Origin of the sequence: Microbacterium sp. NPDC078814, from assembly GCF_040702645.1 — a bacterium.
In the GTDB taxonomy this organism is placed as follows: Bacteria; Actinomycetota; Actinomycetes; order Actinomycetales; family Microbacteriaceae; genus Microbacterium.
Genome location: NZ_JBFBLT010000002.1, coordinates 140,279 through 167,140, shown reverse-complemented (window position 1 = coordinate 167,140; position 26,862 = coordinate 140,279). Strand labels below are relative to the sequence as shown.

At 71.3% G+C, this 26,862-nt stretch carries 24 protein-coding genes; 12 read left to right on the top strand and 12 right to left on the bottom strand.

Features of this window, described 5'->3' with window-relative positions:
- Positions 1 to 57 precede the first annotated feature (57 nt).
- The 7 genes from AB0300_RS04030 to AB0300_RS04000 are packed head-to-tail and all read right to left on the bottom strand — an operon-like array spanning position 58 to position 6,926.
- Complete coding sequence (locus tag AB0300_RS04030; protein ID WP_366215510.1) at positions 58 to 1,584, bottom strand: serine hydrolase domain-containing protein; 1,527 nt, start codon at positions 1,582 to 1,584, stop codon at positions 58 to 60.
- A complete protein-coding gene (locus tag AB0300_RS04025; RefSeq protein WP_303708669.1) occupies positions 1,581 to 2,294 on the bottom strand; it encodes a type 1 glutamine amidotransferase in 714 nt (237 codons plus the stop codon). The genes AB0300_RS04030 and AB0300_RS04025 overlap by 4 nt, the downstream gene beginning before the upstream one ends.
- Positions 2,291 to 3,403, bottom strand: coding sequence for a dipeptidase (locus AB0300_RS04020; RefSeq protein ID WP_216353905.1), 1,113 nt, complete (start codon positions 3,401 to 3,403; stop codon positions 2,291 to 2,293). The genes AB0300_RS04025 and AB0300_RS04020 overlap by 4 nt, the downstream gene beginning before the upstream one ends.
- Before the next feature lies 1 nt (position 3,404).
- Entirely contained in the window at positions 3,405 to 4,292 is an 888-nt protein-coding gene (locus AB0300_RS04015) for an aminotransferase class IV (protein ID WP_338566262.1), read from the bottom strand.
- A gap of 32 nt (positions 4,293 to 4,324) precedes the next feature.
- Positions 4,325 to 5,473 (bottom strand): o-succinylbenzoate synthase, encoded by a 1,149-nt coding sequence (gene menC / locus AB0300_RS04010; RefSeq protein ID WP_366215509.1) that lies wholly within the window; start codon positions 5,471 to 5,473, stop codon positions 4,325 to 4,327.
- On the bottom strand, positions 5,470 to 6,153 hold the full coding sequence (locus AB0300_RS04005; protein WP_366215508.1) for an SIS domain-containing protein: 684 nt from the start codon (positions 6,151 to 6,153) through the stop codon (positions 5,470 to 5,472). The genes menC and AB0300_RS04005 overlap by 4 nt, the downstream gene beginning before the upstream one ends.
- Entirely contained in the window at positions 6,150 to 6,926 is a 777-nt protein-coding gene (locus AB0300_RS04000; RefSeq protein ID WP_366215507.1) for a GNAT family N-acetyltransferase, read from the bottom strand. Before AB0300_RS04000 ends, AB0300_RS04005 begins: the two co-directional genes overlap by 4 nt.
- A gap of 93 nt (positions 6,927 to 7,019) precedes the next feature.
- On the opposite strand from AB0300_RS04000, the gene AB0300_RS03995 reads away from it, so the two are divergent.
- From AB0300_RS03995 to AB0300_RS03960, 8 genes are all read left to right on the top strand, one after another.
- On the top strand, positions 7,020 to 8,168 hold the full coding sequence (locus AB0300_RS03995) for a M20/M25/M40 family metallo-hydrolase (protein ID WP_366215506.1): 1,149 nt from the start codon (positions 7,020 to 7,022) through the stop codon (positions 8,166 to 8,168).
- 314 nt (positions 8,169 to 8,482) lie between these two features.
- Positions 8,483 to 10,288 carry an ABC transporter substrate-binding protein gene (locus AB0300_RS03990; protein WP_366215505.1) on the top strand — a complete coding sequence of 602 codons (1,806 nt, stop codon included), beginning with the start codon at positions 8,483 to 8,485 and terminating at the stop codon, positions 10,286 to 10,288.
- Between the two features lie 72 nt (positions 10,289 to 10,360).
- Positions 10,361 to 11,404: an ABC transporter permease gene (locus tag AB0300_RS03985; protein WP_366215504.1), complete on the top strand. Its 1,044-nt coding sequence runs from the start codon at positions 10,361 to 10,363 to the stop codon at positions 11,402 to 11,404.
- Positions 11,401 to 12,315 carry an ABC transporter permease gene (locus tag AB0300_RS03980; protein WP_082758500.1) on the top strand — a complete coding sequence of 305 codons (915 nt, stop codon included), beginning with the start codon at positions 11,401 to 11,403 and terminating at the stop codon, positions 12,313 to 12,315. The genes AB0300_RS03985 and AB0300_RS03980 overlap by 4 nt, the downstream gene beginning before the upstream one ends.
- 1 nt (position 12,316) lies before the next feature.
- The gene (locus tag AB0300_RS03975; protein WP_366215503.1) at positions 12,317 to 13,966 is read left to right on the top strand and encodes an ABC transporter ATP-binding protein; all 1,650 of its coding nucleotides are present in this window, start codon (positions 12,317 to 12,319) and stop codon (positions 13,964 to 13,966) included.
- Positions 13,963 to 14,925, top strand: coding sequence for an LD-carboxypeptidase (locus AB0300_RS03970; RefSeq protein ID WP_062634101.1), 963 nt, complete (start codon positions 13,963 to 13,965; stop codon positions 14,923 to 14,925). The genes AB0300_RS03975 and AB0300_RS03970 overlap by 4 nt, the downstream gene beginning before the upstream one ends.
- The gene (locus tag AB0300_RS03965) at positions 14,922 to 15,755 is read left to right on the top strand and encodes a serine hydrolase (RefSeq protein WP_366215502.1); all 834 of its coding nucleotides are present in this window, start codon (positions 14,922 to 14,924) and stop codon (positions 15,753 to 15,755) included. Before AB0300_RS03970 ends, AB0300_RS03965 begins: the two co-directional genes overlap by 4 nt.
- Positions 15,752 to 16,564 carry a serine hydrolase gene (locus tag AB0300_RS03960; protein WP_062766745.1) on the top strand — a complete coding sequence of 271 codons (813 nt, stop codon included), beginning with the start codon at positions 15,752 to 15,754 and terminating at the stop codon, positions 16,562 to 16,564. Before AB0300_RS03965 ends, AB0300_RS03960 begins: the two co-directional genes overlap by 4 nt.
- A 12-nt stretch (positions 16,565 to 16,576) precedes the next feature.
- Here the strand turns inward: AB0300_RS03960 and AB0300_RS03955 are convergent, their stop codons facing one another.
- Positions 16,577 to 17,626, bottom strand: a complete 1,050-nt coding sequence (locus AB0300_RS03955; protein ID WP_062766748.1) for a P1 family peptidase — start codon at positions 17,624 to 17,626, stop codon at positions 16,577 to 16,579.
- Positions 17,627 to 17,783: 157 nt separating this feature from the next.
- On the opposite strand from AB0300_RS03955, the gene valS reads away from it, so the two are divergent.
- Complete coding sequence (valS, locus tag AB0300_RS03950; protein ID WP_366215501.1) at positions 17,784 to 20,378, top strand: valine--tRNA ligase; 2,595 nt, start codon at positions 17,784 to 17,786, stop codon at positions 20,376 to 20,378.
- Entirely contained in the window at positions 20,378 to 20,587 is a 210-nt protein-coding gene (locus AB0300_RS03945) for a hypothetical protein (protein ID WP_025105004.1), read from the top strand. Before valS ends, AB0300_RS03945 begins: the two co-directional genes overlap by 1 nt.
- 84 nt (positions 20,588 to 20,671) lie before the next feature.
- On the opposite strand, the gene AB0300_RS03940 is transcribed toward AB0300_RS03945, so the two are convergent.
- The 4 genes from AB0300_RS03940 to tdh are packed head-to-tail and all read right to left on the bottom strand — an operon-like array spanning position 20,672 to position 23,777.
- Complete coding sequence (locus tag AB0300_RS03940) at positions 20,672 to 20,890, bottom strand: hypothetical protein (RefSeq protein WP_085607812.1); 219 nt, start codon at positions 20,888 to 20,890, stop codon at positions 20,672 to 20,674.
- Positions 20,887 to 21,501 (bottom strand): helix-turn-helix domain-containing protein, encoded by a 615-nt coding sequence (locus AB0300_RS03935; RefSeq protein WP_085607814.1) that lies wholly within the window; start codon positions 21,499 to 21,501, stop codon positions 20,887 to 20,889. Before AB0300_RS03935 ends, AB0300_RS03940 begins: the two co-directional genes overlap by 4 nt.
- Positions 21,502 to 21,555: 54 nt before the next feature.
- Entirely contained in the window at positions 21,556 to 22,734 is a 1,179-nt protein-coding gene (locus tag AB0300_RS03930; protein ID WP_366215500.1) for a glycine C-acetyltransferase, read from the bottom strand.
- A complete protein-coding gene (tdh, locus tag AB0300_RS03925) occupies positions 22,734 to 23,777 on the bottom strand; it encodes an L-threonine 3-dehydrogenase (RefSeq protein ID WP_062634086.1) in 1,044 nt (347 codons plus the stop codon). Before tdh ends, AB0300_RS03930 begins: the two co-directional genes overlap by 1 nt.
- A gap of 81 nt (positions 23,778 to 23,858) precedes the next feature.
- Between tdh and AB0300_RS03920 the strand changes: the two genes are divergently transcribed.
- Both AB0300_RS03920 and AB0300_RS03915 read left to right on the top strand, forming a co-directional pair.
- Positions 23,859 to 24,791 (top strand): LysR family transcriptional regulator, encoded by a 933-nt coding sequence (locus tag AB0300_RS03920; protein ID WP_366215499.1) that lies wholly within the window; start codon positions 23,859 to 23,861, stop codon positions 24,789 to 24,791.
- Between the two features lie 9 nt (positions 24,792 to 24,800).
- Complete coding sequence (locus tag AB0300_RS03915; protein ID WP_366215498.1) at positions 24,801 to 26,852, top strand: M3 family metallopeptidase; 2,052 nt, start codon at positions 24,801 to 24,803, stop codon at positions 26,850 to 26,852.
- Positions 26,853 to 26,862 lie beyond the last annotated feature (10 nt).

The window sequence follows — 26,862 nt, the reverse complement described above, 5'->3', positions numbered from 1 at the left end:
GATGTCTCCATCCTAGGGCGGTTTTTTGGACCCGGTCGATCTGTGTCCGACCCGGGATCAGGGCGACGACAGGATGATCCGGTGTCGCTCTGCGGCCCCGGCCCCTTCCCCCTCGACACGCGTCTGTCCCGGCGCGACCACCGCCGCGCCCAGCCCCTGTACCCGAGGCTCCGGAAGCCCGACCAGCCGCATGTCGACGAGGAGGTCGCCGCGGTTCCCCACGATCCGCCAGCGCAGCTCGGCCTCGGTCGCCGCGGCCACCACACGGTCGGGGAACGGGTCCTGGTCCTCGCGGATTCCGCCGATCTCCTGGACCTGTGCCTCCAGCCGGGCATCGCGGACGTCGGCCGGGATGTCATCGAGCACATGGTCGGCGAGGAACGGGTACGTGGCGGCGGGCCGTCCCGAGCGGATCGCGGCGTCGAGAGCCTGCGCGGCGGCGACCGTCTCCGCCCACGGGTGCAGGACCGCGGAGGGGGCGTCCGTCCGTTCGAGCAGCTGCTGGAGCGCGGCGCCTGCGATCCGCCGGGCGCCGAACTCGTCGGAGTTCCCGAAGGCGACGACGCCGATGCCGCTGGCCGCGTGCCAGCGCATGTGCGCCGAGAATCCGGGAAGACCGCCGGAGTGCTGCACGATCCGCCCGAACCGCCGGTCGTCCTCGACGAAGAGGCCGTAGCCGTAGCCGGCCCCCGCGAGATCGCGCCCGTCGAACATCGCCGACGGCACCGGGATGGGGGTGCGGGCCTGCTGCAGCTCCCGTCGCGACGCCGGAGCCAGCACGGCGGGCGCCAGCGGGTCGTCGGTGAAGGCCGAGCCGAGGAACCACATCCATCTCGCGATGTCGTCGACGGTGCTGAACATGCTGCCGATGCAGCCGAGCGCGCCGGACCCCACGAACGGCTCGGGGCGGAACGTGGTGCCGTCGTCGAACGTCCGGAACCCGCCGGCCAGCGTCTCCGGCGCGTAGCCGTCCGACACGTGCGCCGTCCGGCGCAGCCCGAGGGGCTCGAGCAGGGTCTCCCGGATCACGTCCTCCACGTCCCGGTCCGTCACCGCTTCCACGACGCGGCCGAGCAGCGACTGGCCGAGGTTGGAGTACTGGTAGACGGTTCCCGGCGCGGCCGCGAGGTGCACCCCACCCGCGAACAGGGCGGCGATCTCCGCACGGGAGGCGCCGAGATGCCGGTCCACCCAGGCGTTGTCCTCCCCCAGACCGGACCGGTTCGAGAGCAACAGGTCGCCGGTGACCTCGACGTCCGCACCCCGATGCCGCAGCCGGACCTCCGGCAGATAGGTGCGGATCGGCGCGTGGAGGTCGAGCAGGCCGCGGTCTCGAAGGGAGAGCACGGTGGCGGCCAGGAAGCTCTTGGACATCGAGGCGATGCGGAAGACCGTGTCCCGCGTCGTCGGGGCCTCATCGGCGCGAGGATGGCCGTGGGTGAGCACTGCGCGGACCCTTCCCCGTTCGGCCACCGCGGCGATGGCGGCCGGAGCGGCACGACGCGCGCGCTCGTCCAGGCCGTGGCGGAGTGCCTCCGCGGCGGACTCGGCCATGACGAGGAGATCCGCATCCTGCCCGGTCATACGGGGACCCCGGCGCGCACCTCGTCGGCGAAGGCCTCGATGAGCGCGCGGCTGGCCGCGGTGTTGTGGTCGTGCACGCGCTCGGCGGCGGCGATGAGCGCGGGAAGCGAGCGTCCCTCTCCCCGCAGTGCCGCGTCGTCCCATCGGGCGAGGTCGGCCGCGGAGGCCTCGGGATGGAACTGCACCCCGCGCACCCGCGCCCCCAGCCGGAAGGCCTGGTTCTCGACGGCGGCGCTCGTCGCCAGCAGCACCGCCGCGGATGGCAGCCGCGTGATCATGTCCTGATGGTTCTCGATCATCGGAGCCTCATCGCCGAGGGCCGCGAACAGGGTGTCGGCACGTCCCGCGGCGGTGGGGCGGATGGGGGTCGCGCCGCGTTCGATGGGTCCGGTCTTCTCGGCGACCTCGCCGCCGGCCACGTGGGCGAGCAGCTGACCGCCCAGGCAGATGCCGAGGGTGGGGAGGTCACGGTCGATGGCCTCCGCGGCGAGCGCCCGCTCTGCCGCGAGCCACGGCGCGCGATCATCGTCGTCCGGCATGAGCCCGCCGCCCAGCATGACGAGTCCGGCGTAGCCGTCCAGGGAGGCGGGCAGCGGCTGCTCGGCTCCCACGACCTCGTCGACGTCGATCGCCTTCTCCCGCAGCCAGGTGCCGAGGCGGCGCGGGCCGGAGCTCGCGGAGTTCACGATCACGAGGACGCGCGGGTTCACAGCGCCCCCTCCCGGATCGTCGTGTCGACCGCCGGCACGAGCGCGGCCGCGGCCGGTTCTCCTGCGCTGCCCGCGAGGAAAGCCTCGTGGTCGGGGTCCGACGCCTCCAGCACGCGGAGGACGTTCTCGTGCGCCGCCGCCCGGAGGTCGTCCTCCGACCAGCCGCGATGCCGCAGCTCGGCGAACAGCGCCGGGTACCCCGAGACGTCGCCGAGACCGTCCGGCATCACATCGGAGCCGTCGTAGTCGGCACCGATCCCGACCGCATGCGCGCCGGCCACGCGACGCACGTGATCCAGGTGATCGGCGACGTCCGCGACGCCGACGCGGGGGGCCTCCCCCTCTCCACCGGCTTCCCACCAGTCGCGGCGGGCCTGCGAGACGAACGTGGGGACGAACGGCACCATCACGACGCCGCCCTGCGCGCCGATCGCGGCGAGCACGTCGTCCGGCACGTTGCGAGGATGGTCGCACAGGGCGAAGGCGCCGGAGTGGCTGACCATCACCGGGCGGGTCGTGATCTCCAGGGCATGCCGCATGGTCGTCGGAGCGACGTGCGAGAGGTCGACGAGCACACCGATGCGGTTCATCTCGCGCACCACCTCGCGTCCGAAGTCCGTCAGACCGCCGTGGCGCGCCTCGTCGGTCGCGGAGTCCGCCCAGGCGATCGTCCGCGACCAGGTGAGGGTGAGATACCGCGCGCCGAGACGCGCGAACTGCCGCAGCACGGCCAGCGATCCGCCGAGCTGGTCGCCGCCCTCGATGCCGATGAGCGAGGCGATCCTCCCCTCCGCCATCGCCGCACGCGCGTCGGCTGCCGTCCGAGCGATCGCGAAGCGCTGCGGGTGGGCGTCGACGAGGCGGTGCACGAAGTCGATCTGCTCGAGCGTGGCCACCACCTGCTCCGCCCCTTCCAGCACGGGATCGACCCAGACCGACCAGAACTGGCCGGCGACCCCGCCCGCGGTCAGTCGCGGCAGATCCGTCTGCGTGGCCGCCACCGGGCCGGAGAGCTCCGCGACCCGGTAGCCGAGCAGCGTCCTGCTCGCCCAGGCGAGGTCGTTGTGGCCGTCGATCACCCGATCGATCGGCAGGTCCGCGTCGACCATCTCAGTCCTCTCGTCCATCCAGCACCGTGTTCATCCGCGCGGTGAGCACCGGGTCCATGGCGCGCGCGACGCCGTCCAGCTCCCGCACGGGCACCGCACCGCGGGTGCTGGAGCAGAGCCAGAGGGCGTCCGCCCGCTCCAGATCGTCCCGCATCATCGGACCGACGCGGGAGGGCACCTCGGCGAGTCCCGCGAAGACGTCGGCCTGGGTCGTCCCGGGGAGCACCCCGTACTCGGGCGGTGGCGTGACCAGCGCCCCGTCGAGCCGCGCGATCAGCGTCGACCGCGGCCCTTCGAGGACGAACCCGTCGGCGCTGACGAAGACGACATCGTCCGCACCCCGGCTCCGTGCCTCCCGCAGGGCCGCCTGGTTCACGGCGTAGGCGAGGGACTTCGCTCCCTGCAGCAGCCAGGGCGCCGTCTCCATGACGTCGTGCCGGTACCCGCGGTCGAGCACCACCGCGGAGACGCCCCGCGCGCGGACGGCCTCCGGGTCCTCTCCCGCGAAGCCGAGCACCCACCCCGTCGGTCCGGCCGGGTCGATCTCGTCCCCGCGGGTCATCGCGAACTTGATCGAGGCGATCTCCCCGTCGCGGAGCACTCCGGGGCGGGAGACCTCGGCGGCCGCGCGGCGCACCGCCCGCGCCCACCGCTCGCGGCCTGGCGCGGGCAACCCTAGGAGCTGCGCCGAACGCTCCATCCGCACGAGATGCGCCTCCAGGGCCTGCGGCCTTCCTCCGCGCACCACGGCGGTCTCGAAGACGCCGTCGCCGCGGGTGACGCCGAGGTCCGTCGCCCGGATGATCGGCTCCCGCGGATCGACGGCATGGATCCCGTCCTCCGCCGCCTCGGCGGCGAGATCGAGCCGGTACAGCAGCAGTGCGCGCATGGGATTCCGCTCTCGCAGGGTTCGGGGGCCGGTCAGCCCGCGGTCAGGACGGCCTCAGGGGCCTCGGCCGCGGAGGAGTCGAAGACGCGGGACGCGTCACGGGCGATGCGCTCGGCGAGCACCTCGTGTCCGATCCCCGGTCCGGTGGGGACCGTGACGCGACCGGCGACGGCGGTCACCGGAGGCGCGATGATGTCCGACTCGTAGTACTTGTCCGATCCCGACACATCCGACGGCAGCAGGAAACCGGGGAGCGAGGACAGCGCGACGTTCGCAGCCCGCCCGACGCCGAACTCGTGCATCCCGCCGCACCACACGGGGATGCCCGCGTCCCGCGCCACGTCGTGCGCCGCGCGGGCGACGGTGAGCCCGCCCATCCGCGACACCTTGATGTTGAGGACCCGCCCCGCCCCCAGCCGGATCATGGTCCGCAGGTCGCCGAGGTCGACGACCGACTCGTCCAGGCACACGTCCGTGTCGAGCCGCGCCTGCAGATCAGCGTGGGCCACGAGATCCCGCGGCGCGAAGGGCTGCTCGATCATGGTGAGCGCCTCGCGATCCAGGCGTGCGAACACCGCGGCCGCCCGCTCGTCATCGGCATACGCGCCGTTCGCGTCCACGTGAAGGTCGAGGTCGGGGTAGGCGGCGCGCACCGCACGCACCGGCTCCACATCCCAGCCCGGAGCGATCTTGAGCTTGACTCGGGGGTAGCCGGCGGCGCGCTGCAGCTCCACTTGGGCCAGCAGCTCGTCGATCGACGGCTCGATGCCCAGCGACACCCCCGCGACGACCTCGTCGCGCGTCCCGCCGAGGGCCGCGGCGAGCGCGATCCCCCGCCTCCGGGAGGCCAGGTCCCACACCGCGCCGGAGAACCCGGCCTTCGCGAACTCGTGCCCGCGGACTCGCGCCCATGACGCCTCCAGCTCCGCCGGGTCCTCCCCCTCGGCACGGATCAGCGCGGGCACCAGGTAGCGGGTCGCGATCTCCCACGCGGTGACCGTGGTCTCCGCTCCGTAGAACGGATCGGACGGCGACGCGATCTCCCCCCACCCCGTCTGGCCGTCGGCATCGGTGACCTCGACGAGCACGTGCTCGATGCCGGACTTGCGGTGCGAGCTCGTCTCGAAGCTGTGACGCAGCGGCTGACGCAGGGCGAAGAGCCGGACGCGGACGACCCTCACGCGTCCTCCTCCGGGCGGGCCCGCGCGGTCTCGGGGCCGTAGAGACCCAGGCGCGCCACCAGCCGGTCACGTTCGGCGAGCCGCCGTCGCGCTCCCTTCGCGCTCGCCGTGGTGAGCGCGCTCAGCAGGTGGCACACCGCCGCGACCGGGGTCGGCGAGTCGGCGTACGACGCCGATCCCGTGCGCACCCGGATGAGCGAGGTCGCGATGGACGCGAGCGGGGCATCCTCGCTGTCGGTGATCACGACGAGCTGACCGCCCGCCTCGTGGAAGAGCCGCCCGAGCCGCACGGTCTCCTCCCGGTAGCGCCGCAGGGAGAACGCGATGAGCACGTCGCTGGCCCGGACGTCGGTGAGCACGGTGAGCGGCTGCAGCGCGTGCCCGTCGACGAGGAAGACGTTCGACAGCGTCGCCGAGAGATCCGCGTTGAGGAGCTGCGCGTACGCCGCCGCCTTGCCCTCGCCGGCGACGTAGCGTCGCCGGGCACCGAGCAGCAGCGCCGCGGCCTGCGGCACCTGTGCCGAGCGGCTGAGCTCCTCGAAGGTCTGGGCGAGCGTGCGCTGCTCGGTCTCGATGATCCGCGCCTGGATGCTCTCGGCGGAGAGGTTGGTACGGATGCGCTCGCCGTAGCGGTCTCGCGGAGAGACGAGGTCGCGATCCTCGTGGTCGTGGTCGTTCATGCCGTGCCCTCCCGAGGTGTCGCGCGGTAGACCGCCGTGTCGTCGTCGAGGCGCGTGGCCCCGACGAGGACGTCCCCGCGGCGGAATGCCGCGGTCATCGTCCGCTCCAGATCCCGCCGCAGCACCGCGCGCTCCTCGGCGTCGAGGGCGCCGCGTCGCGTCGGGATCGCGATCCAGGTGCCGCCGTCCGCCGCCACGGCCCGCCCCCAGTCGTCCGGCCCGAGCACGGGAGGGACGGGAAGAGACCGGCGGGTCGGACGATCGGCAGCGTCCAGGTCCCACGAGACCACCAGGCGGTCGGTGTCGGGGCGGGCGTAGTAGTCGCGCTCGTACGCGATGCCGACGGCGCCGAGAGAGCTCAGATTGAAGTGCGCGTTGCGTGACAGCAGCGGATCGAACGTCCACCGCATCGTCCGCTGCCCCCAGCGCAGGGCCACGGCACGCTGCGCGAGCTTGAGCGCCTGGCCGACGCCGCGTCCCTGGTGCGCGGCATCGACAGCGGCCGCCTGCGAGTAGTGGAAGGACGCGCCGGTGGTGTCACAGCCGGCGAACCCGTACGCGAACCCGATCAGCTCCCCGTCGTCGGCGAAGGCGCCGACCGCGGAACCGCCGTTGCGCGCGAGGGCGGTGAGCAGGTTGGCGTTGAGGGCGTACTCGTTCTCCGTGTACGCGAAGACGCGGGCGTACAGCGCGGCGGCCTCACGGAACTCGGTGTACCGGGTGAGTTCGCGGCAGCCGTGGGCGACACCGGCGGCCACCGAAGAATGAGGCACGATACGTTTCCTAAGATCGAGGAGTCCTGCTGCTGAGAGCGATGCTATCGGCGGGTTGCGGGGCGATCAAGGGGCAAGATACGGTTCGTAACCGTGACGACTCTCTCGGCAGTGCGCGACGGGGACCATCCTTCCGACGACATCATCGCACTCGTGCGCGAACTCGTGCTGATCGAGACGCCGAGCCGCGACACGGAGGCGAGCGCCCGCATCGCCGACCTGCTGTCCGCCTGGTTCGCCGGCGTCGGCGGCAGCGTCCAGCGGATCCCGCACGAGCTCGGGACGGATCTCGTCATCGACGTCCCCGGTACCGGAGACCCGGTTCTCCTCGTCGGCCACACCGACACCGTCTGGCCGGCGGGCACGCTGCCGGACGACCTGCCGTGGGCCGAGGACGGCGATGTCGTGCGCGGCCCCGGTGCCTACGACATGAAGGCCGGCATCGTGGTGATGCTCGAGGCCCTGCGGCACCTGCAGTCCGTGCCGCTCGCACAGCGGCGCGCCGTGCGGATCGTGCTCGTCGCGGACGAGGAGATCGGCTCCCCCGTCTCGGGCCCCCAGCTCGCGGAACGGGCCAGGGGCGCGGCCTGCGCCATCGGATTCGAGTCCCCGCATCCCGACGGCGCCCTCAAGGTCGGCCGCCGCGGCAGCGCCCGGGTGCGCATCGCCGTCACCGGCCGCGCGGCCCACGCCGCCCTCGACCCCGAGCATGGCGTCTCCGCGATCGACGAGCTCGTCGACCAGCTCCTCCTGGTCCGCACGATCGTGGCCGACCCGGAGCTTCCGAGTCCGGTGCTGTGCAACGTCGGCGTCATCGACGGCGGCGCGAGGACCAATGTGGTGCCGGCGCACGCGGCCGCCGAGATCGGCCTCCGCTTCCAAGACCCGGACAGCGAGCAGCGCGTCCTCAGCGCCCTCCAGGAGCTGGCACCGGTGCGCCCCGGCGCCCGCCTCGACGTCGCCGTGCTGAGTGCCCGGCCCGCCTGGCAGGCCTCGGCGGAGGACACCGACCTCCTCGCCCGGATCGCCGCGGCCGGTGCTGCGCTCGGCCAGCAGGTCGACGGCCGCCCCGCGGCCGGCGCGGGCGACACGAACCTCCTCGGCGGACAGGGTCTGCCGACCGTCGACGGCTTCGGCCCCCGGGGCGGCGGTGCGCATGCGCTGGACGAGCACTTCCTGCGCTCCTCCCTGCACGAACGCATCGCGCTCCTGCGTGCCGTGCTCACCGTCCCGGCGGAGTGACGATACGATTCCGGTTCCCGTGCCCGACCCGAACCGGCCCGAGATACGTTCCGGATGTCCGCGTCGAGGTGTCATCCTTTGCTCCCCTCGTTCCGATGCGCGCATCCTGGCATCCGCGTGTTTCCGCCGTGTTACACCCGCTCGACGGCCGGCGATCTTTCCGGTCTGCGCGATTTTTCTTCCGCGATACGCATCGAATGTCTTGACCACGGGGCCGTCTTCCGCTTGCATGGTCAGCACCGACCCGGCTTCACTGTGGATCCGGGCGGCGCCCGAAGGGACCTTCCATGCGTCTTGCCCCCCGCTCCAGAACCGTGCGAAGTCTGACCGCCGCCGCGATCGCCTCCGCGCTCCTCCTCGCCGCTCCGGTCGGTGCCGCTCAGGCGCAGTCCGTCAGCGCCGCCACCGAATCCCCGGCCTCCGACACGACGCTCCGGATCGCCACCTCCGGGTTCGTGGACACGTTCAACCCGTTCATCTCGATCTACCTGACGCCGACGAACATCATCCGGTACGTCTACGAGTCGCTCGTGCAGAACGACGCCGAGGACGGCTCCCCCACGAAGGGCCTCGCCGACAGCTGGGAGGCGACCGACGGCGGCCAGACGTGGACCTTCACCCTCCAGGACGACCTCGTCTGGTCGGACGGCGAGCCCATCACCTCCGCCGATGTGAAGTACACGTACGACCAGATGATGACGGTGCCCGCGCTCGGTACCGCCAACGGCAACCTCGTCTCCAACTTCGACACCGTCGAGGCCCCGGACGACAAGACCGTCGTGATCACCCTGAAGACCCCGCAGGCCCCGAACCCCGGCTCGGAGATCCCGATCGTCCCGAAGCACATCTGGGAGGAGGTCGACGACCCGACGACCTTCACCAACGACGCCGACGTGGTCGGCTCCGGCCCGTTCGTCCTCGACAGCTACTCGGCCAACCAGTCCATCGTGCTGAAGGCGAACGAGAACTTCTGGCGCGGCGCCCCCAAGATCGATGCGATCCAGTACGTCTACTACACGAACTCGGACGCCCAGGTGCAGGCGCTCAAGGCGGGCGACGTCGACCTCGTCACCGGCCTCACCCCGACGCAGTTCTCGGCGCTCGAAGGCGTCGACGGCATCACCACGCACTCCGGTGAGGGCCGCCGGTACCACTCGATCAGCATCAACGTCGGCCAGCAGACGCGCGACAACGTGCCCTACGGCACCGGCAACGCCGCGCTGAAGGAGCTCGAGGTCCGCCAGGCCATCCGTCTCGGCACCGACACGGCGACCCTCCTCGACAAGGTCCTGGACGGCGAGGGCACGCTCGCGACGAGCTTCATCCCGGCGTCCTTCCCGAAGTGGCACCTCGCCGACGACGACGACGTGATCGTCGGCTTCGACCCCGAGGCCGCGCAGGCGAAGCTCGACGAGGCGGGCTGGGTTCCCGGCACCGACGGCATCCGCGAGAAGGACGGCCAGCGCCTGAGCCTGCGCCTGCTGACGGACGCGGACGACGCGAACGAGCAGTCCATCTCCGACTTCTTCGTCCCGTGGATGAAGGACATCGGCATCGAGATCACGGTCGAGTCCACCGACTCCGACACGATCAGCGCGAAGGCCACCTCCGGCGACTACGACCTGTACTTCAGCGGCTGGTCGGTCAACCCCGACCCGGACTACCAGCTGGGCATCAACACCTGCATGAACCTGCCGACCGCGACCGACGGCACCGGCGGCACCACGCAGGACGGGTACTGCAACCCGGAGTTCGACGAGATGTACGCCGCGCAGCGCTCCGAGATCGACGCCGAGAAGCGTCAGGAGATCGTGCACGACATGCTCGCGCTGAACTACACCGACACCGCGCAGGTCGCCACCTGGTACGCCAACTCGCTGGAGGCCTACCGCTCCGACCGCTTCACGGGCTTCACGCTGCAGCCGAAGGACGGCGGCATCATCGCCAACCAGGCCGGCTACTGGGGCTACCTCACCGTCGAGCCCGTCGAGGGCGCGACCGCCGGCGGCACCGGCACGAACACCGGACTCCTCATCGGAGGCATCGTCGTGGGGGTGGTCATCATCGGAGGGCTCATCTTCTTCCTGATCCGTCGCCGCAACATCGCCGACGTCGAATGAGTCCGGAGAGACGCCGCGGGTGGCGGGCCTCCGCCCCCGCGGCGTCTCCCGGTCCGCTGTAAGGAGACCCCCATGTCCAACGCGGTACCCCCGTCCACCTCCGCCATCGCGACGAGCGCCGCGGCCGAGGAGCAGCCGAAGGGCGTCGGCGCCCTCCGCTACTTCCTGGTCAAGCTCGGCGGCGCGGCCATCAGCCTGGCGATGGTGATCCTCCTCGGATTCTTCGCCTTCAAGATCCTGCCGGGCGATCCGGTGGCCTCGATCGCCCGCGAGCGCGGGATGAGCGCCGAGCAGGCCGACCAGCTGCGCGAGCAGCTCGGTCTGAACAAGCCCCTGTGGCAGCAGTTCATCGACTACCTCGGCAACGTCTTCACCCTGAACTTCGGCACGAGCTACGTCTACCGCACGTCGGTGTCCGACCTCATCGGCCAGTACTTCTGGAACACGATCCTCCTCACCGGCACGGCGGCGATCATCGCGATCGCCCTCGGCCTCTGGCTCGGACAGAAGGCGGCCTGGAAGCACGGCTCCACCTTCGACCGCATCGTCTCCGGCACGTCGCTCGTGTTCTGGTCGGTGCCGACCTTCTGGCTGGCCCTGCTGCTCCTGATGGTCTTCGGAGGCACGCTGCACTGGTTCCCGACCGGAGGCATGGTCTCCCCCAACCCGCCCACCGATCCGGTCGGTGCGGTCCTGGACGTGATCTCGCACATGGTGCTCCCGGTGATCACGATGGTCGCGGTCGTGTACGCGCAGTACCTCATGGTGATGCGCAGCTCGCTCCTCGAGGAGATGGGCGCCGACTACCTCACCACCGCGCGGGCCAAGGGCCTCCGGGAGGACTTCGTCCGCCGTCGGCACGCCGTCCCCAACGCCCTGCTGCCGACCGTCACCCTCGTCTTCATGCACATCGGCGGTCTCATCGCCGGGGCCGTAACGGTGGAGACGGTGTTCTCCTGGCCCGGGCTCGGGAAGCTCACCTTCGAGGCCATCTCCGGCCCCGACCTCCCGCTCCTGCAGGGCACGTTCGTGGTGTTCTCCACGATCATCATCGCGATGAATCTCATCGCGGACCTCATCTACCGGCAGCTCGACCCGAGGGTGAGGCGCGCATGACCACGGCATCCCCGACCATCCGTTCGCCCCGCGCCCTGGCGTGGCACCGCCGCGGCACCGCCTTCGTCGACTTCTGCCGGCAGTTCGCCCAGCACCGGGCGGGCATGGTGGGCCTCGTCTTCCTCGTGATCGTGGCGCTCATCGCGATCTTCGCCCCCGTGATCGCCCCCGCCAGCATGCTCGACGTCACGAAGCTCGTCGACGTGCAGCGCTTCGCCCCGCCGTCCTGGGAGCATCCCCTCGGCACCGACCATCAGGGGCGCGAGATCTGGGTCCGCATGGTGTGGGGCGCCCGGGTGTCGCTGCTCGTCGGCCTCGCCGCCACGGCGATGTCGATGATCATCGGCACCCTCGTCGGTCTCTCGGCCGGCCACTTCACCGGCTTCTTCGGCGGGCTGATGATGCGCATCATCGACTTCTTCCTCGTGCTGCCGTCGCTGATCCTCGCGATCGTGCTGTCGTCGGTGCTGAGCCGCGGCGTCTGGACGATCATCATCGCGATCGGCCTGACCTCCTGGGCCGGCACCGCCCGCGTCGTCCGCGCGCAGACCCTGTCCGTCGAATCGCGCGACTACATCGAGCGCTCGCGGGCCCTCGGCGCCGGGCACTGGCACATCATCATGAAGCACCTCCTCCCCGGGGTGCTCCCGCTCGTGCTCGCCAACACGACCCTCACGGTCGGCTCGGCGATCATCTCCGAATCCACCCTGGCGTTCCTCGGCCTCGGCGACACCACGCTGCAATCGTGGGGCTCGATCCTGAAGAACGCGATGGACGTCTCCGCCGCGACCAGCGGTTACTGGTGGTACGTGCTCGTGCCCGGCATCGCCATCGTCCTCGTCGTGCTGTCGTTCACCCTGATGGGCCGCGCCGTCGAGAACATCACCAACCCGACGCTGAGGAGCCGCTGAGATGCCCGACCTGATCTTCGACGACGTCTCCATCACGTACCGCACCTCGGGGCGGTCGGGTCGGGACGAGGTGGCGGCCGTGCGCAACGTCTCGCTCACCCTCCCCGCCGGGCAGACGCTCGGCATCGCCGGCGAGTCCGGCTCCGGCAAGTCCACTCTCGCCATGAGCGTCCTGCGGCTCCTGCCGCGCAACGCCCGGCTCAGCGGCCGCGTGCTGCTCGGCGACCGGGACGTCGCCACGTTGTCCTTCGGGCAGCTGCGCGCCGTGCGCTGGGCGCAGACGTCCATCGTGTTCCAGGGCGCGATGCACTCGCTCAACCCGGTCCGCACGGTGGGCTGGCAGCTCCTGGAGGCGCTGGAGCTGCACGCCTCCGACCGATGGAAGGGCGAGAAGGCGCGCAAGGAGCGGGTCCGGGAGCTGCTCGACATCGTCGACCTGCCGCAGCAGAAGAGCGAGTCGTACCCGCACGAGCTCTCCGGCGGCCAGAAGCAGCGCGTGATGATCGCGATGGCCCTCGCCTGCGATCCCGAGGTCATCATCGCGGACGAGCCGACCACCGCACTCGACGTGATCGTGCAGAAGCAGATCCTCGACATGATCTCGCGTCTGGTGGCGGAGCGCGGCATCTCGATGCTCATGATCAGCCACGACCTCTCGGTGCTCGCCACGGCGTGCGACCGGATCGCCATCATGCGCGACGGCGAGCTCGTCGAGGTCGGCGAGAGCTACGCGGTCTGCACGACCCCGCAGGAGGCGTACACGCGACAGCTCGCCGACGCCTTCCCCACGATCGGCGACCCCGCCTCGCGGATGGCCCCGGTGACGCGGCACGGCCGCGATGCGGACGAGGTGCCGGAGATCACCTACGGCGACGAGGTGCTGCTGGAGGCGCGCGGAGTCAACGTCACCTACCGCTCCGGCGGGCGCCCCGTGCATGCGGTCCGCGACGTCGACCTCTCCGTGCGTAAGGGCGAGATCGTCGCGCTCGTCGGCCAGTCCGGCTCCGGCAAGTCGACCCTCGCCCGCGCGCTCATGGGACTCCAGCCCGCCGACCCCGGGTCGCAGATCCTCTTCGATGGCGCACCGATCCCGTCGAAAGGTCGCGACCTCGCGCGGTTCCGCTCGCAGGTGCAGCTCGTGCTCCAGGACCCGTGGGCCGCCCTGAACCCCAAGCACAGCGTCTACGAGTCCGTCGCCGAGGGGCTGCGCGTGCAGCGCTTCCCCGGCGACGAGCGCGAACGCGTGGCACAGAGCCTCGCCGACGCGGAGCTCACCCCGCCGGAGCGGTATTTCGGCGCCATCCCGCAGGAGCTCAGCGGCGGGCAGCGGCAGCGCGTCGTCATCGCCGGTGCGCTCGCCGTGCAGCCGCAGCTGCTCATCGCGGACGAACCCGTCGCCTCGCTCGACGCGTCCGTGCGCGGAGAGATCCTCGGACTCCTGCTGGAGCTGCGCCGCCGCCTCGGGCTCTCCGCCCTCGTCATCACGCACGACCTCGGTCTCGCCTGGAACATCGCCCACACGGTCGCGGTGATGTACCACGGACAGATCGTCGAGCACGGACCCACCGAAGAGGTGCTGCTGAACCCGCAGCACGAGTACACCCGGCACCTGCTGTCCGCGGCGCCGCGCATCGAGGAGAAGACGGCATGAGCACCCTGACGGAGGCGGCGGTGTCGCCGTATCTCGACACGGCTCCCCTGCAGCCCGGCGACACGGTGGCGATCGTCTCGCCGTCCGGTCCCGGCAACGAGGAGAACACGCAGCGCGCCGTCGGCTACTACGAGTCCTGGGGGCTGAACGTCCGGGTGGGTGAGCATGTCCTCACGCCCCACCCGCGCGCGTCGTACCTCGCGGGGCCGGACGACCTCCGCCGCGCCGACCTCGTCGACGCCTGGCTCGATCCGGACGTGGACGCCGTCGTCACGGCCCGCGGCGGCTACGGCGCCCTGCGCCTCCTCGACGGCATCGACTGGGCCGACATGCGCCGCGGGGCGCTGCGCCGGGACGGGCGGCCGAAGCTCCTCACGGGCTCGTCCGACGTGACCGCCCTGCACGAGACGTGGCGCGCGCACCTCGACGTCGCGACGCTCTTCTGCCCGATGGCAGGGAACAACGTCTTCCGCGATTCCGAGCAGGTGCGCGACGACGTGCAGCGCTGGCTCTTCGAACCCTGGCGCGGGCGGGAGCTCATCGGCCCGAAGACCGAGATCATGACGCCGGGCCGCGCCGAAGGGCGCTTCACGGGCGGCAACCTCAGCCTGCTCGCCGCCGGACTCGGCGCCCCGGAGGCGGACGTCCCCTCCCCCGGCATCCTGTTCCTGGAGGACATCACCGAGGAGCCGTACCGCCTGGACAGCTTCGTCACGCAGCTCCGGCGCGCGGGCCGTCTCGCCCAGGCGACGGGCATCGTGCTCGGCTCCTGGCACGAGTGCGGCGACCTCGACCTCGTCCACGCGCTCATGCGGGACGAGTTCCAGGACGCCGGGGTCCCCGTGCTGTGGGAGCAGGGCTTCGGCCACGACCCGCACGCCCTGACCATCCCGCTCGGTGTCGACGGGGTGCTGGACGCGACCGGCGACGAACCCCGCCTCACGGTGGGACGGCCATGATCGCCCTTCCGCCCCTCGATCCCCGCGTCACCTGGTCGATCCGGCTCGTCGACGCCGGCACCGGGGAGACCCTGGCCGAGCACGAGCCGCACACGCAGTGCGAGACCGCGAGCATCGGCAAGATCTTCCTGCTCCTCGAGGTCGCTCGACGGCTGGAGGCGGGCGCGCTCGCCGAGGACGACCGGATCGAGATCCCGGACGAGCACCGCGTCGAGGACTCCGGGCTGCTGTACCGCATGCACGATCAGCGCATCACGGTCCACGACGCGGCGCTCCTCGTCGGGGCGGTGAGCGACAACCTCGCCACGAACGCCCTGATCCACCTCTGCGGTCTGGAGGAGGTGCGGGCCGTCGCTCCGGCACTCGGATACCGCGACACCGCCCTGCACGACTACATCCGCAACGAGCGCACCCCCGACCTGCCCTGGACGCCGTCGTTCGGCACCGCGGCCGAGCTGTCCGACGTGATGCGCCGACTCGGGGCGGGCGAGGCGTTCTCCCCCGCGGTGAGCGCCCGGGTGCTGGACTGGCTCGCCGCCGACACCGACACGTCGATGACCGCCGACGCCTTCCTCCTCGACCCCCTCGCCCACGTCGAGGCCGAGTATCAGGGCATGGTGCTGCGTCACAAGACCGGCAGCGTGAGCTTCGCCCGCGTCGACGTCGGGCTGCTGCGGGGCCCGAGGGCCGCCGTCGCGTATGCGGTCGCGGCGAACTGGAAGGACTCCGCGGCCGATCTCCGCGCGCCCGTGCTCGACGGCATGCGCGCGGTCGGCGAGCTCATCCGCACGCACGTCACCGGACGCGCACGAGACGAGGAGGACGCATGAGCGCGATCGACGTGGAGCTCCCCGACGAGAACGGCACGGTGTGGTCGATCCTCGTCCAGGACATCGACTCCGGCGAGGTGCTGCTGCGCCATGACCCGGAGACGGTGCAGGACACGGCGAGCGTCGGCAAGATCTTCCTCCTGCACCGCCTCCTCGCCGAGGTCGACGCTGGCACGCGGACTCTCGACGAGCGCGTGACCCGACGGCCGGTCGAGGCGATCGAGGACTCCGGCCTCTGGTACCTGCTGCAGGCGTCCGAGCTGTCGCTGTACGACGTGGCCGCGCTCATCGGGGCCGTGAGCGACAACGCCGCGACCAACACGCTAGGCCGCGTCATCGGCATCCCGACCGTGCAGGAGCACACGCGCGCGCTCGGCTACACCGCCTCGGCCCTCGACGACATCGTGCGGTGGCCGATCCCGCCCGGTGCCCCGAAGACGCTGTCGCACGCGAACGCCGCGGAGCTCGTGCTCTTCATGTCGCGCCTGGCCGATGGGACCGATCTCTCCCCCGCCTCGGCCGACACGCTGCGCCGCTGGCTGGGCGCGGGCATGGACCTGTCGATGGTCGCGTCGGCCTTCGACCTCGACCCGCTCGCGCACTGGGGCTTCGATCGCGGCGTGTGGCTGCTGAACAAGACCGGCACGATCTCCCGCGTCCGCGCCGACACCGGGATCGTCATGTCCCCCACCCGCCGGATCGCGTACGCCGTCCTGGCGAGCTGGGACCGGGGCGCCGACGGACGCGGACCGGTGCTGGCCGCCATGCGCCGCATCGGCGAGGGCATCCACGCCGCGCTCGCCGACTGAGACCGCCGCGGCTCAGACGACCCCGGCGCGAGCCAGGCGTTCCCGCACCCGGTCGATCGGCACCGCGTGCGCCGTCCGCCCCTCGGGGCCCACGGTGGTCTCCGCGGCGAGCACCGAGTTGACCAGGGCCTCCTCGACCGCGTCCATCGTCGCGGCGAAGAGCGGCGAGAGCTCGTCGTCCGCCGCCGGACCGCCGTCCGCCTGGTCGTGCACCGAGAAGGCGATCGCGTAGTCGCCGCTGCCCTGCGCATAGTCGGCGCCGACACCGCGCATCGCGAACACGGCCCGGTTGGCCACACGGCCCAGCTGCCGCCCCTCGACGGGCGCGTCCGTCGCGACGACGATCATGCAGGAATTGCCCACAGGCTGTGCCGGAGCATCGGCGAGCAGCTCCTCCGCGGGCAGCGGGACTCCCGCGATCCGCAGCGTGCCGCTGAAGTTGGTCTGCACGAGCGCCCCCACGGTGCGCGAGCGCCCCGCGACCTCGACCAGCCGCGATGCCGTGCCGATGCCACCCTTGTACCCGAGGGCGACGGTCCCGGCACCGGCGCCCACGCCTCCCTCCGCGACCGCTCCCGGAGCCGCCGCGGCCAGGGCCGCCGCCACCTGCTCCTGCCCCACGGCGCGCCGTCGGATATCGGAGAGGAACCCATCGTTCGTCTCGCCCACCACCGGGTTCAGCGTGGTCGTCCGTGCGTGCGCCGGCGTCGCCAGCAGATGCCCGAGCAGCGCGTCCGCGACGCGGAACACGGACAGCGTCGAGGTCAGCAGGATCGGCGTCTCCAGCGCCCCGAGCTCCCGGAGCTGTGTGGCGCCGACGAGCTTGCCGTAGCCGTTGCCCACGGAGAGGTTCGCGGGAAGGCTCCGACGCTCGGCGGTGAGGGCGTCGGGGACGATCGCCGTCACGCCCGTGTGCAGACCGTCGCCGTGCAGCGTGGCATGCCCCACCCGCACACCGGGGACGTCGGTGATCGCGTTCTCCGCGCCGCGCGGGAAGGCTCCGGACGGCACACCGAGGTCGGCGAGACGGGGACGGGAGGACGAGGACGACGGCGGTGTCATGCTCCGATCCTTCCAGCGTCGGAGGGACCGACCGCAGCGCCGCGCCGGAGGCTCCGCCGGGTCGAGCGCCCCGCCCGTGCGCTCGGTAGACTGGGCGGCACCACCCACACTCAGGCACGCTCACACAGTGCCGCATACATCGCTCGAGGAGACCTCCATGTCCGCCATTCCCGACAAGCCCGCACTCGAAGGTCTCGAAGCGAAGTGGGACGCCGCCTGGGCGGAGCAGGGCACATACCTGTTCGACCGTCTGCGCGCCGCCGAGCTCGGTCGTGAGGGCGTCTACTCGATCGACACCCCGCCGCCCACCGCCTCGGGCAGCCTCCACATCGGTCACGTGTTCTCCTACACGCACACCGACGTCAAGGCCCGGTACGAGCGCATGCGCGGCAAGACCGTGTTCTACCCGATGGGCTGGGACGACAACGGCCTGCCCACCGAGCGCCGCGTGCAGAACTACTACGGCGTGCGCTGCGACCCCTCGCTCCCCTACGACGCCGACTTCACCCCGCCGTTCGAGGGCGGCGACAACAAGTCGAGCCGGGCCGCGGACCAGCAGCCGATCAGCCGTCGCAACTTCATCGAGCTGTGCGAGCGCCTCACGATCGAGGACGAGAAGCAGTTCGAGGCGCTGTTCCGTCAGCTCGGGCTGAGCGTGGACTGGACGCAGACCTACCGCACCATCTCCGACGACACGATCCGGCAGAGCCAGCTCGCCTTCCTCCGCAACATCGAGCGCGGCGAGGCATACCAGGCCCTCGCGCCGACGCTGTGGGACATCGACTTCCGCTCCGCGATCGCGCAGGCCGAGCTCGAGGACCGCGACCAGCAGGCCGCGTACCACACGATCGAGTTCCCCTTCGCGGACGGCTCCGGCTCCATCGCGATCGACACCACGCGCCCCGAGCTCCTCCCCGCGTGCATCGCGATCGTGACCCACCCCGAGGGACCGCACAAGCACCTCATCGGCACCAAGATCCGCACGCCCTACTTCGGCGCCGAGATCGAGATCCACGGCCACCACCTCGCCCAGCCCGACAAGGGCACGGGCGCGGCCATGGTCTGCACCTTCGGCGACGTGACCGACATCATCTGGTGGCGCGAGCTGCGCACCGCCGCCGGCGAGTCCCTGCCGAACATGACGACGATCGGTCTCGACGGCCGCTTCCTCGCCGAGGCCCCGTCGATCGTGGCCGACGCCGACGCACGCGCCTGGTACGCGGAGAACGTGGCGGGCAAGACGGTCTTCAGCGCCCGCAAGGCGATCGTGGAGAAGCTGCAGGAGACCGGCGACATGACCGCCGTCGGCAAGCCCTTCCAGCACGCCGTGAAGTTCTTCGAGAAGGGCGACCGCCCGCTCGAGATCGTCTCGACCCGGCAGTGGTACATCCGCAACGGCGCCCGCGACGGGGAGCTGCGCGATCAGCTCCTCGCGCACGGTACCGAGCTGGCGTGGCACCCCGACTTCATGCGGGTCCGCTACGAGAACTGGGTCGGCGGCCTCACGGGCGACTGGCTCGTGTCCCGGCAGCGGTTCTTCGGCGTGCCGATCCCGCTCTGGTATGCGCTGGACGAGAACGGGGAGCGCGACTACGACCGGGTGCTCACCCCGGATGCGGCCGCGCTGCCCATCGACCCGACCACGGATGTGCCGGCCGGCTACACCGAGGCCCAGCGCGGCGTGCCGGGCGGGTTCGACGCCGAGGCCGACATCCTCGACACGTGGGCGACCTCGTCGCTGACCCCGCAGCTCGCGGGCGGCTGGCAGCGCGACGAGGAGCTGTGGCAGCTCACCGCTCCGTTCGACCTGCGCCCGCAGGGACAGGACATCATCCGCACCTGGCTCTTCTCGACCATGCTGCGCTCCACGCTCGAAGACGGCCGCGCCCCGTGGAAGAACGCCGCCATCTCGGGCTTCATCGTCGACCCCGACCGCAAGAAGATGTCGAAGTCGAAGGGCAACGTGGTCACCCCGGCCGACGTGCTCGACGCCCACGGCTCGGACGCGGTGCGGTACTGGGCGGCGTCGAGCCGCCTCGGCATGGACGCAGCTTTCGACCCGCAGAACCCGACCCAGGTGAAGATCGGCCGGCGTCTCGCGATCAAGGTGCTCAACGCCGCCAAGTTCGTGCTGTCGTTCCCGGTGCCCGATGGCGCTCAGGTGACGCACGCGCTCGACGCCTCGATGCTCACGGCACTCGACGGCGTGGTGGCCGAGGCGACCGCGGCCTTCGACCGGTATGACGCAGCCCGGGCGCTGGAGCTGACCGAGGCGTTCTTCTGGACCTTCTGCGATGACTACCTGGAGCTCGTGAAGGAGCGCGCCTACAACCAGAACGACGTGGGCCAGGCCTCGGCCGCCCTCGCGCTGCGTCTGGCGCTGTCCACGCTGCTCCGCTTGCTCGCGCCGGTGCTCTCCTTCGCCACCGAGGAGGCCTGGTCGTGGTTCGAGGAAGGCTCCGTGCACACCGCAGCGTGGCCCGAGAAGCTCGGCATCGAGGGTGACCCGGCCGTGCTGGCCGCCGCGAGCGAGGCGCTCATCGGCATCCGGCGCGCGAAGACCGAGGCGAAGGCATCGCAGAAGACCCCGGTCTCCCGTGCCGCCATCGCCGCTCCCGCCGCGAAGGTCGAGGCCCTGCGCGCCGCGGCGGACGATCTCCGCGCGGTCGGCCGCATCGCCGAGCTCGAGATCACCGAGGCGGAGGAGTTCGCGGTCACCGCGATCGAGCTCGCCCCGGTCGAGGCCTCCTGATGCAGCTCGGCACGCGGTGGGCCACGGGTGCCCAGCCGCCCGCGTCGGTCCCCGAGGCGCTGCGTCCCGCCATCGCCGAGGTCGAGTCCCAGGGCCTCACCGGCCACTGGACCCTCACCTGGCTCGAGGGCCGCGCGATCGCCGAGCTCGACGCCGGCTGGGAGGTCCTCCAGACCCCGTCCGGCGAGGTCATCGCCCGCCCCTTCTGATCCCCGAGACCCCGCTTCATCGTCGAGACCCCCTCCTTCCCGCGCGGGAAGGAGGGGGTCTCGACGCGTACCCGGGGTCTCGGGTCAGCGGCGCGGGGCTCCGAGCTGCGCGAGGAGATGATCCACGGCGTGCGGGTCGTGGCGGCGGGCCTGCTGTTCGCGGAGGAGGTCGAGGGCGAGGGTCCGCCGCTGTGCGCGACGCTCGATCCGGTGCTCGATCATGGCGGTGACCCGGTCGGCGAGGCGCAGCAGGCCGCGCTCCGTCCGCGTGGGGCTGACGAGGTGCAGAGTCGCGGCGGTCATGATGCCTCCGTCGCCTCGGTCGTGGCCGCACCATCCGGTGTCGGCAGATCGAAGATCTCGGCGCGGAGGGAGACGCGGCGCACGTCGGGCCCCTCCTGACCGCGGTACTGCGCGATCGCCTTCTCCACGACCGCCTCCAGCTCGGCCCGCAGCGACATCGCCTGCTCCGCGGTCATGTCCAGGTGCGTGGTGATCGTCACGCCCACGTCGCGCCAGCCCTCGGGGACCTCGGACTCCGGGCGGTTGAGGTACCGCATCAGCGTTTCGTGCCGGAGTCGGAAGAACTCCGAGGTCACGATCTGCGCCGCAGCGCGGTTCGCCGGCGACATCTGCTCGTCCGGCCCCGGCACGTCGATCCGGCCCTTCGGACGCTCCCACCATCGCTCCCGTGCCGTGCCCCGGCCTTCCACCTCGCGGATGAGGTCGTGGGCCGCGAGGGCGCGGAGGTGGTAGCTGGTGGATCCCGAGGTCTCCCCCACGAGCGCCGCGAGAGAGCTGGCCGTCTGAGGACCACGAGAGGCGAGCAGATCGAAGATCCTGACCCGCAGCGGATGGGCGAGCGCTTTGAGCGCCCCCGCATCCAGTGTCCGTACCTGCGTCTCGTTCGTCATGAATGCAAAGATACGCTTGCAAACAACTCTTTGCAAGTCTTTCTTTGCATCCGATCAGCTCACGGAATCCCGAGCCGCGACGAAGGCCGCTACGCACCGCTCCACCTGGTCGGGGGTGTGCGCAGCGGAGAGCTGCACCCGGATGCGCGCCTTGCCCCGCGGCACCACCGGGAAGCTGAACGCGGTCACGTACACGCCTTGGTCCTGCATCGCCGCGGCGATTCTGGCTGTGAGACCGGCATCGCCGAACATGACGGGCACGATCGGGTGCTCCCCCGGAAGCAGGTCGAACCCCTCCTCCGCCATCCGGGCGCGGAACAGGGCCGCGTTGTCGCGCAGCCGCGCTCGGAGGTCGGCCGATCCCTCGACCAGGTCGAGCGCGGTCAGCGTGCCGGCCACGATGGCCGGAGCGAGGGTGTTCGAGAACAGGTACGGGCGGGAGCGCTGACGCAGCAGCGCGACGATCTCCGCGTGCGAGGCGACGTACCCGCCGGAGGCGCCGCCTAGCGCCTTGCCGAACGTGCCGGTGTAGATGTCCACGCGATCCGCGACGCCGCACAGCTCCGGCGTCCCGCGTCCGTTCTCGCCGACGAAGCCGACCGCGTGCGAATCGTCCACGAAGACGAGCGCGTCGTAGCGTTCCGCCAGGTCGCAGATCTCGGCCAGCGGGGCGATGTAGCCGTCCATCGAGAAGACACCGTCGGTCACGATCACGCGGAACCGGGCATCGGCGGCCGCCCGCAGCTGCTCCTCCAGATCCGCCATGTCGCGATTGCGGTACCGGAGCCGGCGCGCCTTGGACAGCCGGATCCCGTCGATGATGGACGCGTGGTTCAACTCGTCCGAGATGATCGCGTCCTCCGCGGAGAACAGCGTCTCGAAGACACCGCCGTTCGCGTCGAAGCAGGAGGAGTAGAGGATCGCGTCATCGGTGCCGAGGAAGTCCGCGAGCCGACGCTCCAGTTCGAGGTGCTGCTCCTGCGTGCCGCAGATGAAGCGGACGCTCGCGAGGCCGTACCCCCACTCGTCCAGGGCCGTCCGGGCCGCAGCGAGGATGCGCGGGTCGTCGGCCAGCCCCAGGTAGTTGTTGGCGCAGAAGTTGAGCACCTCGGCGCCGTCGGCCGTGATCTCCGCCCGCTGCGGTCCACGGATGCCGCGCTCGTGCTTGGTGAGCCCCGCCTCCTCGATTCCCGCCAGCTCCTGCGCCACATGGTCCTTGAAGGTCGCGTACATCACAGCTCCGTCCAGTCGAGGATGATCTTGCCCGTGCCGGCGGACTCCGCCGCCGCGAATCCGCGCTCCCAGTCGCGCGCCGGTACGACCTCGGCGATCACCCGGCCGATCGCTTCGCGCAACGTCGCACTCGTCTGGAGCATCGCGCCCATGGCGTTCCACGTCTCGAACATCTCCCGGCCGTATATCCCGGTGATCGTGAGCATGTGCGTGACGAGCTTGCCCCAGTCGATGTCGAACCCGGTCGACGGCAGCCCGAGCATGGCGATGCGTCCGCCGTGGTTCATGTTGTCGATCATCGCCGGGAGCGCCGACGCCGCGCCGCTCATCTCGAAGCCGATGTCGAAGCCCTCGCGCATGCCGAGCGCCCGCTGCGCGTCGCGGATCTCCTGGCGGGAGACGTCGACGACCTCGTCGGCTCCCATCCCGCGCGCCATCTCCAGGCGCGGCGCGCTCACGTCGGTCCCGACGATGAAGCGGGCGCCCGCATGCCGGGCGACGGCGATCGCCATCAGGCCGATCGGACCGCACCCGGTGACGAGCACGTCCTCACCGACGAGCGGGAAGCGGAGGGCGGTGTGCACGGCGTTGCCGAGCGGGTCGAAGATCGCGCCGAGCTCCGGGGTGACCTCGGCGTGGTGGACCCACACGTTCGTCGCCGGCAGCGAGAGGTACTCGGCGAAGGCGCCGTCGCGCTGCAGCCCGAGTCCGATCGTGCGGATGCACATCTGCCGCCGTCCGGCGCGGCAGTTCCGGCAGGTGCCGCAGACGATGTGTCCTTCGCCGGACACCCGGTCGCCGACCGCGATGTCGTGGACGAGCGGCCCGACCTCGACGACTTCCCCGTAGAACTCGTGTCCCGGGATGAGAGGCGCGGCGATCGCGGAGGCCGCCCAGTCGTCCCATCGCCGGATGTGCAGATCGGTTCCGCAGATGCCGGTGCGGAGGACACGGATGACGACCTCGCCGGGACCCGCGACGGGGTCGGGACGCTCCACGAGCGCGAGGCCGGCGCCGGGTTCCTCCTTGAACAGAGCTCTCATGCTCTGATCTCATCGCATCCGTTGCTGTAGAACAATCGGCATCTTCTGCATCCGCTCTGTAGTAGGAACTAAACTGTCGTCGTGGAACTCCACCAGCTCCAGATCCTCCGCGAACTCGGAGCGCTGGGAAGCGCGACCGCCGTCGCCGAGGCGCTGCGGGTCACCCCCTCCGCGGTCTCGCAGCAGCTCGCCGCACTGCAGCGCTCCTTCCCGGCCCCGCTCACCCGTCGCCAGGGCCGTACCCTCGTGCTGACCGCCGCCGGCGAGGTCCTGGCAGCAGCCGGAGCCGAGGCCATCGACGCGATGGCGGCGGCGCGCCACGCCCTGGACGACTTCGAGGGCGCGGCGACGGGAGAGGTGAGCATCAGCGGCTTCCACAGCGTCGGTCAGGCGCTCTTCGGCCCACTCGTGCGGGAGCTGTCCGGCAAGGAGCACGCCCCGACCGTGCGTCTCACGGACGAGGACGTCGCGCAGAGCGAGTTCCCCGGGCTCACCGCGCGGTACGACCTCGTCCTCGCCCATCGGATGGAGCACTCCGCGCCGTGGCCGACCGAGGGTGTCCGCGCCGTGGGTCTCGTCCGCGAGCCTCTGGACGTCGCCGTCTCCGCCGAGCACCCTCTCGCCGGTCGCCGCACCCTCTCGCCGGACGAGATCGCCGACGAGCAGTGGGTGACGAGCCGTGTGGGGTACTCCCCCGACGACGTGCTCCGCGCCGTCGCCGCCGTCGCCCGCCGCCCGGTCGAGGTCCGGCACCGCATCAACGACTACGGTGCGGTGTCGGCGGTGGTCGCGGCCGGTGGTGTCATGGGGATGCTCCCCCGGTTCACCTCGCGCAGCGTGGACGATCGTGCCATCGTGCGCATCCCGCTCCGAGGCGTGAGCACGCACCGCATGATCGACGTCCTCGCACGGCCGGAGAACCTGCGCCGCCGCTCGGTCCGTGTCGTCGTCGACGCCCTGCGAGAGGTGATGACCCGTCTGAGCGCGGAGCGTTCCGGGGACGGCGATGGCTAGGCTCGGAGGATGAGCGACGCCACGAACCCGCTGCTGCAGCCGTCGACCCTCCCCTTCGGGCTCCCGGACTATCGGGCCATCCGTCCGGAGCACTACCTCCCCGCCTTCCGCGCCGGGTTCGCGGAGCAGCTCGCCGAGGTTGCGAACATCACCCGCGTGCGGTCGATGCCGACGTTCGAGAACACCCTCGAGGCACTGGAGAGGTCCGGCGCGCTCCTCGACCGGGTGGCGCACGCGTTCTACACGGTGAGCTCCGCCGATGCCACGCCGGAGATCCAGGCGATCGACGAGGAGCTCGCGCCGCTCATGGCTGCCCATCAGGATGCGATCACGCTGGATGCGGCCCTCTACGCGCGCGTGGCCCACGTGTACGAGCAGCGCGAGGCGCTCGACCTCGATCCTGAGCAGCGGTATCTCGTGGAGCGCCACCACCGCGAGATGACGCATGCCGGCGCCGCGCTCGTCGACGAGGCGAAGGCGCAGCTCACGGCTCTGAACCAGAAGCTGTCGGTGCTCACGAACACGTTCGAGCGGAACCTGCTGAGCGATACGAACGACCTCGCCGTGGTCTTCGACGCCGCGGCCGACCTGGAGGGCCTGAGCCCGGGTGAGCTGTCCGCCGCCGCACGCGCCGCGGCCGACCGCGGGCTCGACGGCCGCTACCTCCTCACCCTGCCGCTGTTCACCGGCCATCCGGCGCTCGCCCGGCTCGCGGTGCGGGAATCCCGCCGCCGGATCATGGCGGCGTCCCGCGCGCGGGGCTCGCGGGACAACGGCAACGACAACCGTCCGGTGCTGCGCGAGATCGTGCGCCTCCGCGCCGAGCGCGCGCGCCTCCTCGGCTACGCCTCGCACGCCGCCTACGTCACCGCCGACGAGACGGCGGGCTCCCCCGAGGCCGTCGAGCGGATGCTGCGACGACTGGCCGCGCCCTCCGCGCGCAACGCCCGCGCCGAACGGGACGCGCTCCAGGCCATCGTCGACGAGACCGAACCGGAGCCTTTCCCCGTGGAGGCCCATGACTGGGCGTTCTACACCGAGCGCGTGCGCACCGCCCGCTACGACATCGACACCGCCGCCCTGCGCCCCTGGTTCGAGGCGGAGCGCGTGCTGCAGGACGGCGTGTTCTTCGCGGCGACCCGCCTGTACGGGGTGACCTTCCATGAACGACACGACCTCGCGGCCTACCACCCGCAGGCCCGCGTCTTCGAGGTGCGCAATGCCGACGGCTCCCCGCTCGGGCTCTACGTGCTCGACCTCTACACCCGCGACTCCAAGCGCGGCGGCGCCTGGATGAACGCGATCGTCAGCCAGTCCCGTCTGCGCGGCAGCGCCCCGGTCGTGGTCAACAACCTCAACGTCCCGCAGCCCGGGGACGGCGAGCCCACGTTGCTGACGCTCGACGAGGTGACGACGCTGTTCCACGAGTTCGGGCACGCTCTGCACGGCCTGTTCGCCACGGTGACCTACCCGCACTTCGCCGGGACCAACGTGTTCCGCGACTTCGTCGAGTTCCCCAGCCAGGTGAACGAAATGTGGATCCTCTGGCCCGAGGTCCTCGACCACTACGCCCGGCACCACGAGACCGGTGAGCCGCTGGATCCCGCCATCGTGGAGCGGCTGCGAGCGACCGCGACCTTCGACCAGGGGCACGCGACCAGCGAGTACCTCGCCGCGGCGTGGCTGGATCAGGCGTGGCACCGGCTCTCCGCCGAGGACACAGTGGACAATGTCGCCGGCTTCGAGGCGGCCGCGCTGGCGGACATCGGCCTCGACGACCCCGCCGTCCCGACCCGGTACTCCTCCACCTACTTCGCCCACGTCTTCTCCGGCGGCTACAGCGCCGGGTACTACTCATACATCTGGAGCGAGGTGCTCGACGCCGACACCGTGGAGTGGTTCCGGGAGAACGGCGGCCTCACCCGCGCCAATGGGGACCGCTTCCGCGACCGGCTGCTCGGGGTCGGCGGTTCGAAGGACCCGCTGGCCGCGTACCGCGACTTCCGCGGTCGGGACGCCGAGATCGAGCCGCTCCTGAAACGCCGTGGACTGGATTCCTGAGTCGTGAGAC

Bases quoted from the DNA above. Each gene is read 5' to 3' on its own strand.
- AB0300_RS04030 (WP_366215510.1), bottom strand. From the start codon at position 1,584: ATGACCGGGCAGGATGCGGATCTCCTCGTCATGGCCGAGTCCGCCGCG.
- AB0300_RS04020 (WP_216353905.1), bottom strand. From the start codon at position 3,403: ATGGTCGACGCGGACCTGCCGATCGATCGGGTGATCGACGGCCACAAC.
- AB0300_RS04015 (WP_338566262.1), bottom strand. From the start codon at position 4,292: ATGCGCGCACTGCTGCTGTACCGGCTCGATCTCGCCGCCGAGGCGGCG.
- AB0300_RS04005 (WP_366215508.1), bottom strand. From the start codon at position 6,153: ATGAACGACCACGACCACGAGGATCGCGACCTCGTCTCTCCGCGAGAC.
- AB0300_RS03985 (WP_366215504.1), top strand. From the start codon at position 10,361: ATGTCCAACGCGGTACCCCCGTCCACCTCCGCCATCGCGACGAGCGCC.
- AB0300_RS03980 (WP_082758500.1), top strand. From the start codon at position 11,401: ATGACCACGGCATCCCCGACCATCCGTTCGCCCCGCGCCCTGGCGTGG.
- AB0300_RS03975 (WP_366215503.1), top strand. From the start codon at position 12,317: ATGCCCGACCTGATCTTCGACGACGTCTCCATCACGTACCGCACCTCG.
- AB0300_RS03970 (WP_062634101.1), top strand. From the start codon at position 13,963: ATGAGCACCCTGACGGAGGCGGCGGTGTCGCCGTATCTCGACACGGCT.
- AB0300_RS03965 (WP_366215502.1), top strand. From the start codon at position 14,922: ATGATCGCCCTTCCGCCCCTCGATCCCCGCGTCACCTGGTCGATCCGG.
- AB0300_RS03960 (WP_062766745.1), top strand. From the start codon at position 15,752: ATGAGCGCGATCGACGTGGAGCTCCCCGACGAGAACGGCACGGTGTGG.
- AB0300_RS03955 (WP_062766748.1), bottom strand. From the start codon at position 17,626: ATGACACCGCCGTCGTCCTCGTCCTCCCGTCCCCGTCTCGCCGACCTC.
- valS (WP_366215501.1), top strand. From the start codon at position 17,784: ATGTCCGCCATTCCCGACAAGCCCGCACTCGAAGGTCTCGAAGCGAAG.
- AB0300_RS03945 (WP_025105004.1), top strand. From the start codon at position 20,378: ATGCAGCTCGGCACGCGGTGGGCCACGGGTGCCCAGCCGCCCGCGTCG.
- AB0300_RS03940 (WP_085607812.1), bottom strand. From the start codon at position 20,890: ATGACCGCCGCGACTCTGCACCTCGTCAGCCCCACGCGGACGGAGCGC.
- AB0300_RS03935 (WP_085607814.1), bottom strand. From the start codon at position 21,501: ATGACGAACGAGACGCAGGTACGGACACTGGATGCGGGGGCGCTCAAA.
- AB0300_RS03930 (WP_366215500.1), bottom strand. From the start codon at position 22,734: ATGTACGCGACCTTCAAGGACCATGTGGCGCAGGAGCTGGCGGGAATC.
- tdh (WP_062634086.1), bottom strand. From the start codon at position 23,777: ATGAGAGCTCTGTTCAAGGAGGAACCCGGCGCCGGCCTCGCGCTCGTG.
- AB0300_RS03915 (WP_366215498.1), top strand. From the start codon at position 24,801: ATGAGCGACGCCACGAACCCGCTGCTGCAGCCGTCGACCCTCCCCTTC.